Here is a 6,460-nt window from a genome sequence, read left to right on the forward strand (position 1 = left end):
GATGTCGGCCCAGCGCGTCGGAGAGCCCGCTTCCTTCCTTCACATCCAAGCGGATTTTTTCCAGAATATCCCTGAAGATCCGGTTCTCGGTTTGTTCGGAAAGGACTTCCAGACAAGTGACTAAGGGAATTCCCGAGTCCACCATGGTTGAAAGCTGGCGGCAAAAGATCGAAATTTCCTCCACCTTGATCTTGGCGCGCCCCACCTTCTGGCCCCGGGTCTTGATTTCATTGAGGGTGATCACCGTGATCTTGCGGCGCCGAAGCATGACAATGGCGTCAATCTCAGACTCCGCTTCCACGCTTCCTTTAATGGTTTTCCCGCTGGGATCTTTGGCAAGGTATTTGAATTTCGATATCATCTATTTTTACCTATTAGCTGTCTTTGGCTGTCAAACGCCGGACTTCGTCCAGAGTGGTCCACCCGCGCAATGCCTTGGTCAAGACATTCTGCCTCAAAGAGCGCATGCCTTTTGAAACAGCATAATCGCTGATCTTTGAGGCTGAGGCGCGTTTGGCAATCATCTCCCTGGCGCGATCATCCAGAACAAAGGTTTCCAGTGTGGCCATTCTACCGTGATATCCCGTGCCATTGCACTTAGAACATCCCACACTCTTACGGATATTGGCATCCGCCAACATTTCCGGAGTAATGCCGAGTTCCTGGATTGCTTCTTCAGTCAAGGGTTCGGGTTCGGAGCAATAGTCACAGACGCGCCTGCATAACCTTTGGGCTGCGGACATAATCAGACTGGTTGCCACCAAAAACGGCTCAACCCCCATATCGATCAACCGGGTAATGGCTCCGATAGCATCGTTGGTATGCAAGGTGCTCAGAACCAGGTGGCCGGTTAGGGAGGCCTTGACTGCGATATCGGCTGTTTCATAATCACGGATTTCGCCCACCATCATTACATCCGGACTTTGGCGCGTAAGCGCTCGCAGCCCATTGGCAAAACTTAAACCGATTTCCGGCCGCACCTGCACCTGGGTAATGCCCTCCACCTGATACTCCACCGGATCTTCCACAGTGACAATATTGCGCTCTTCCTGATTCAGGCGGTTGAGGACAGCATAAAGCGTGGTTGACTTGCCGCTCCCGGTTGGGCCCGTCACAAGAATCATTCCATAGGGCGTGGCAATGGCCTTTTGGAAATCGGCCAGAGGCTCGGGCAGAAATCCCAAAGTCTCCAGGCCCACAGTGAGGTTGGTTTTGTCCAGCGCGCGCAGCACCATCTTTTCGCCGTAGGTGACCGGCAAAGCGGAAACACGGAAATCAATTTCTTTGCCGTGGATACGCACCTTGAATCGCCCGTCCTGGGGGACGCGCGTCTCTGTAATGTCCATGCCAGAGACAATCTTAAGGCGCGCGGTCACCGCGGCCTGGTTGTTTCTGGGAATGGTCGGGCCTTCCTGCAAACCGCCGTCCACGCGGTACCGCACCCGCACCCGGTCTTCGTAGGGCTCCAAATGGATATCGCTGGCCCGCCCCGTAATCCCCTGGGTCAAAATCAGATTGACCATGCGCACAATAGGGGCGCTGGAGCTCTCCTCCGCGCCCAAAGCCAAGTCAATGCCTTCCTCCCCTTCAACAGATGGAGTTGTGCGGTCCTTGGTTGTGGCCTCCGCGGCAGCTGAATCGACCCCGCTGCCCGGAGAAAAATGGGAGTCCATGAGTTTCGCAATTGCAGCAGCCGGAGCCAACACCAGGGCCACTTCGAATCCGGTAAGCGACTTGACATCGTCCACGGCCAAGAGATTGGTAGGATCACTCACCGCGATAGTGACTGTTTCTCCCACATGAGAAACGGGGAAAATCCCGTATCGCCGCATAATGCGCTCAGGCAAAAGGCCGACCACTTCCAGGGGGATCGCAAACTTGGCGAGATCCACGCGTTGCAAACCGAGTTCTTCGCTTGCCACGGACAAGAACTCGTCCTCGGAGAGAAGACGCTTTTCCACCAGGACCTTGCCCAAACGCCCGCCCCGGCGCCGCACCTCTTTGGAGAGAGCATCCAAAGAACCCGCGTCGATGATTCCGCGGCTAACCAGGCTGTCTATGAATCGAGAATTTGCAGGTTTCATTGTGTTATCTCTAACACCTTCTTCCATATATCGCCGGGTGAAAGCCACTCCATACACTCATGATGATAGCGGCACAGCGCTTGTTCGCAAGGACTGCAGGGCAAACCCACGCGCGCAATCCGGTGCCCGGACCCGGCCGGCGCGTACTTTTCCGGATCCGTAGGACCGAATACCGTGACCGAAGGCCGCGCATAAGCCCAGGCCAAATGAGAGATCGCGCTGTCATTGGCGATCACCAACCCGGCGCGCGCAACCACGGCAGCTGCCTGACGAATGCTTGTCCGGCCTGCCAAATCCTTTAGGACTTCGGACGAAATACCCTTTTCGCCGCGCAAGCGCTGCAGCAGGCGTCCGGAGGCTTCCGCCTCGGCCCGGCCGCCCAACAAGATCACTCCGTAGCCGCTCCCGATAAGCTCCCGGGCCACCTGGGCCAGACGATCACAATCCCACATTTTTGTATAACTGCGCGCACCCGCGCCCAAGACGGCCCATCCGCGCTCCGGGGGCTTGTCCCCCAGGGCAGACTCTGCCCACTCCCTTTCAGAATCTCTCAGGGGCAGAAGCCGGGCATTTTGCCGCGCCCGTTCTGCCGATGAGCGCTCCGCCCTCCAGCAACCACGCCCGAAAACTCCGTCCAAGGCGCGCTCCAGGGTCCAGAGATTGCGTTCGACCCGGTGCTGCATCCATTGGGGCGCCCTTTGCAAAACCGGATTGTGTGCGGATCGCGCCAAGAACCAGCCCAGCACCGTAGAGCGCAAATCCACCAGAAGATCGTATTCCTTGGAACGCAGTTGCAAGAGCAATTGAACACGCTTGTCCAAGCCCTCCTGTTTATCATAAACCCAAAGACGCTTGAGACGATCATCCCCTTCCAGGAGAGCGCCGGCACGCGGCCCCACAGCCACTTCCAAATCCGCCTGAGGAAAAAGCTCAGCCAATTGATGGATCACCGGGAGAGTCAGGATGACATCACCCAGATTGCTCAGAGTCACAACCAGAATTCGATTGACCGGTCTCCGGGCTTGTATTGGCAGATGTGGATGCAAGGAGCGCACCCTAGGATTCCCGGCCAGGACAGACTGCGCGGCCTCGACCACCCTGTCGACGGGAACTTCCTTTATAGAACCCGGCTCTGCGGATTGCACTACTTGCAAAGGCCCGTTTCCGCGCGGGCCGGTGATAGCCGGGTTTGTGGGGCCGTAAATCCCCACGGCAGGAACACCCAATCCCACTGCCATGTGCAAAGGACCACTGTCGTTGGAGAGCATCAGGCGGGCTCCCTGAAGCAGAGCAGAAAGTTGTTTCAGATTGAGCGAACCGCTTGCGATAACAGGGGCATTGGGAAGTTGGGCGGCAATCTCTTCGGCCAAACCGCGTTCGGGCTGAGTGCCGATGAGCACAGCCCTCATGCCGTGCGACTCGCAAAGCTGCCGGGCAGCCAGGGAAAAGGACTCTGCAGGCCATCGCTTAGGCTCCCAATTTCCGCCCGGATGGAGGACCAGGTACGGCTCTTCTTCAGAAATCGCCTGCTCCCGCAGCCAAGGTTCCAACAACTGAGCAGAACCCTCGGCAACAAACCATTTCACGCATGCGGACGCCGCAGAAATGCCCAGGGGTTTGGACAACTCCAGATAGTAATCCGTCCGGTGCAGGGAATCATAATGCAAGTGCGAGGCATGGGTGAGGGGCCATGGGAAACCGCCTTTGAGCGCGCCGACCCGCACAGGAATTCCCGCGGCAGCGCAAAGCAAAGCGCGGGTTCGGGAGGATTTGAGCAGAAGAGCCGCATCAAAATTGCCGCGCCGGAGCGACCCGGCCAAAGTCCTGAGTCCGATTGGACTGCGGTGTACGCCCTCAGGATCGTAAATCTGCAGCTCGTCGAGCCACGGATTGCCCTCCAGCAATTCCGCGGCCCGCGGCACAGCCAAACCGGTAAGCCGGGTTTGCGGCATGGCCTGCCTCAAGCTCTCCAGCACCGGTGTGGTAAAGACCACGTCCCCCAGCCAATTGGGAAACCACAAAAGAAGACGCCGAGGTGTTTTCAAAGGGCCCCTCGCTTATTCTTCGTCGCGGACCTCTTTAATCCACGTGTAATACCCGGAGGACTCCAACCAGAACGCCGCCGGGTTGTCCGAGGTACGCGAAATCCGCACGCGCTTGATCGCATAGGGATCCTGGTCCGGATAATGGGGACCGGGGTTTGTGGCAACCGCCCCCTTATAGCCCGCGGCAATGGCCGCTTCGCGCACGCGCGCGTCAAAAGCCCCTGCGGGATAACACAAAAATTCGACCGGCACGCCCAACTGCTCCTCCATCACACGCTTGGACTCCTCCAATTCATTGCGGAGGGCCTCGTCGTCCTGGCTGGGCAACCAAGCATGACTGAAGGAGTGAGAGCCCACAGTTACCAGGGGATCCGCCGCCAATTCCCTGAGTTGATCCCAACTGAGAAATCCATCCCGCCCAACCCACTCGGTTACCACAAATACGGCGGCCGGCACTCCGTATTTCCTTAGAACCGGATAGGCCTCGCTGTAAAAATTTTCAAAGCCGTCGTCAAAGGTTAGGACCCGGGCATTGGCAGGAAGATCCTGCTCCCCTTTGAGCCCCCGGACCAATTCCTCCAAGGACAAGACAGATGCATTCCAATCCTGGAGCCGCGCCAGCTGCAGGTCAAAAGATTCGGGGGTAACACTGAGCTTGGTCTCCTGCGCTCTTTCGTCGATGCTGTGATACATCAGGACCGGGGGAACGTATTGGGAGCGGATACAGACCGTTCCGGTTCCAATTAACAAAGTCAAAAACCCAAAAATAAGAAACTTGCGTCGCATGTTTTGTTCACTCTGGTTGAACCCGGTGCCAGGCACCGGTGCCAGGCACCAGTGCCTGACACCTGCGCAGAAATACCTAATAAAACTATATCCTACAAAGTACGCTCAGACTAGCTCTTGGTAGATTTCTGCGGTGCTCCGGGCCATGTTTTCGATGCTGTGCTCACGCTTAACAAACTCCAAAGCAGGCTCCACCGTAGAAACCCGCCGCCTCTCATCATTTAGAAGATCCAATACCAAGCCGGCCATGGCCGCGTGCTTCCCGCGCTCCACCAACCAGCCGGTCCGGCCGTGTTCAATCAGTTCCTCGGGCCCCCCGCTGCGTGTGGCCACCACCGGCACCGAGGCAGCCATGGCCTCCAACACTGCAATCCCAAGGCCTTCAATACCCGATGTCGGCAGAACAAAAAGATCCAGCTCATGGAGGTGGGCCGGCAAATCCAAGGCGGGTTCGATCCGCACGATCCCCTGCAAACCAAACGCGCCGATCCGCTGCTCAAGAACAGGCCGCAGCCGTCCGTCCCCCACCAGTAACAGGCGCGCCAAGGGATTCTTTGCCGCAACCTGCGCAAAGGCCTCGACAAGCACGGTATGTCCCTTTTCTTCGGAGAGGCGCCCCACACTGCCGATAAGCAGGGAATTCTGCCATCCGCAGCGCTCCTTGAGCGAAGGCTCTGCACTCGAAGACGGCCTCCACTGCGCCGCGTCCAACCCCGTATTCACGCGCCGCACCTGGGCCTCAGGCACTCCCATTTCCCGGATCAGCCAATCACCCACCACCTTGCTGATCGCCACTGTTCGCCGGCCCCAGGCAGGCAGGACTCGCCTGCCCCAATGATTTCGGTAAACCCCGTGGCAAGTCGAAACCCACGGCACCCGGGTCAAACCACCGGCCAAAGTGCACAACACCTGCGTCACGCGCGAATGGGCGTGGAGAATTTCAATCTTCTCTCTGCGGATAAGGCGGACAAGCCGGTAAGTCGCAGGAATAAGCCTGGGATTGAGCTCAGAACTTGTGGGCACCATCCCCCGCACATGCGCTAAACCCAGTTCTTTCAACCGAATCTCGTGGGTCCCCCCGCCGGTAAAAAGCGCGCACTCATGCCCGAGGTCGCGCAGGCCTTGGGAAAGATTGAGCACATAAGAGGTAATTCCGCCCCGGTCCAGATGGGTGCTCAGCTGTAAGATCTTCACCGATACGAGTGCCTTCCTTACTAAACCAGCTGCTTCCGCCGCCGACCTATGCTATCTTGAAGGCCATGGATGCGTTCAACTCACTCCTGGAAGTCGTCGCCACACTGCGCGCTCCCGGCGGTTGCCCTTGGGATCGCCAACAGACGCATGAGTCTATTATTCCACACTTGATCGAAGAGGCCTATGAGGTCGTCGACGCTCTCCGCAACGGAAAGGAAAAAGAACTTGTCGACGAATTGGGCGATCTCCTCTTGCAGGTACTGCTTCACGCGCAGATCGCTTCTGAGGAAGGCCGGTTTGACATTCAGAAGGTGATCGAGAACCTGCACACCAAGCTGGTGCGCCGCCACC

Annotated in this window: 6 protein-coding genes; 1 reads left to right on the plus strand and 5 read right to left on the minus strand. The window is 57.7% G+C overall.

Features of this window, described 5'->3' with window-relative positions:
• The 5 genes from JW937_08765 to JW937_08785 all read right to left on the minus strand — a co-directional run.
• The coding region (locus JW937_08765; protein ID MBN1587497.1) for a type II secretion system F family protein at nt 1-361 on the minus strand (361 nt) is incomplete at its 3' end.
• 13 nt (nt 362-374) lie between these two features.
• A complete protein-coding gene (gene tadA, locus JW937_08770) occupies nt 375-2,084 on the minus strand; it encodes a Flp pilus assembly complex ATPase component TadA (protein MBN1587498.1) in 1,710 nt (569 codons plus the stop codon).
• A complete protein-coding gene (locus JW937_08775; GenBank protein MBN1587499.1) occupies nt 2,081-4,129 on the minus strand; it encodes a glycosyltransferase family 9 protein in 2,049 nt (682 codons plus the stop codon). The genes tadA and JW937_08775 overlap by 4 nt, the downstream gene beginning before the upstream one ends.
• Before the next feature lie 12 nt (nt 4,130-4,141).
• Entirely contained in the window at nt 4,142-4,915 is a 774-nt protein-coding gene (locus JW937_08780) for a polysaccharide deacetylase family protein (GenBank protein MBN1587500.1), read from the minus strand.
• A gap of 105 nt (nt 4,916-5,020) precedes the next feature.
• The gene (locus tag JW937_08785; GenBank protein ID MBN1587501.1) at nt 5,021-6,109 is read right to left on the minus strand and encodes a glycosyltransferase family 4 protein; all 1,089 of its coding nucleotides are present in this window, start codon (nt 6,107-6,109) and stop codon (nt 5,021-5,023) included.
• 65 nt (nt 6,110-6,174) lie between these two features.
• On the opposite strand from JW937_08785, the gene JW937_08790 reads away from it, so the two are divergent.
• On the plus strand, nt 6,175-6,460 hold a 286-nt coding region (locus tag JW937_08790; GenBank protein ID MBN1587502.1), incomplete at its 3' end, for a nucleoside triphosphate pyrophosphohydrolase.

The organism is Candidatus Omnitrophota bacterium, assembly GCA_016929445.1.
In the GTDB taxonomy this organism is placed as follows: domain Bacteria; phylum Omnitrophota; class Gorgyraeia; order JAFGIU01; family JAFGIU01; genus JAFGIU01.

Coding starts and splice junctions, on each gene's coding strand:
- JW937_08780 (MBN1587500.1), bottom strand. CDS start 4,915: ATGCGACGCAAGTTTCTTATTTTTGGGTTTTTGACTTTGTTAATTGGA.
- tadA (MBN1587498.1), bottom strand. CDS start 2,084: ATGAAACCTGCAAATTCTCGATTCATAGACAGCCTGGTTAGCCGCGGA.